Genomic DNA, 512 nt, shown 5'->3' with positions numbered 1-512 from the left:
GGCGCAGCGTGACTTCGACGTCCCCATCGTTGACGACGACATCGGTCACCGATGCCCCGGGGATCTGCAGGAGACGGTTAAATGCAGTACTGACGCGCACGCGGATCGGTCCTCTGGTTGAGGTTGGTGTGGTAACCCCGAAACCTAGAGCACCCGACCGCGTGCGCGTCCCCCATTGCCCTGCGGACACACCGAGAACACTTGAGACTCAACCAAAAACACCGCTGACCAGCGAGAAGGCGCCCACTAAAACACTAGGAGCGCCACTAGTGTTCGGGTCATGGAGTTGGTGTCGGAGGCGGTGGGGGCGATCGCTGAGCAGGTCGCTGTGCTGTCGAAGGCTGCCGACGAGTTGTCGCATCGTGAGCTGATCGGTCTGTTGGCCGAGTTGACGACGGTGCTGCGGTCGGTTCCGGCGGTGGAGCACAAGGTGTTGGCCCGGTTGATGGAGGAGACCGAACCGTCGCGCCTGGGTGAGGCGTCGTCGTGGAAGAAGGTGTTGACCACGGCGT

General features: G+C 62.5%; 1 pseudogene. It reads left to right on the top strand.

What is annotated here, in order from left to right:
- Window positions 1-280: 280 nt before the first annotated feature.
- Window positions 281-512: pseudogene (locus ASJ79_RS25635) on the top strand (hypothetical protein); the annotation flags it as partial.

Source organism: Mycobacterium sp. NAZ190054, assembly GCF_001545925.1.
Taxonomy (GTDB): domain Bacteria; phylum Actinomycetota; class Actinomycetes; order Mycobacteriales; family Mycobacteriaceae; genus Mycobacterium.
The sequence above is the reverse complement of the archived record's forward strand: the minus strand, read 5'-3'. Positions and strand labels throughout refer to the sequence as shown.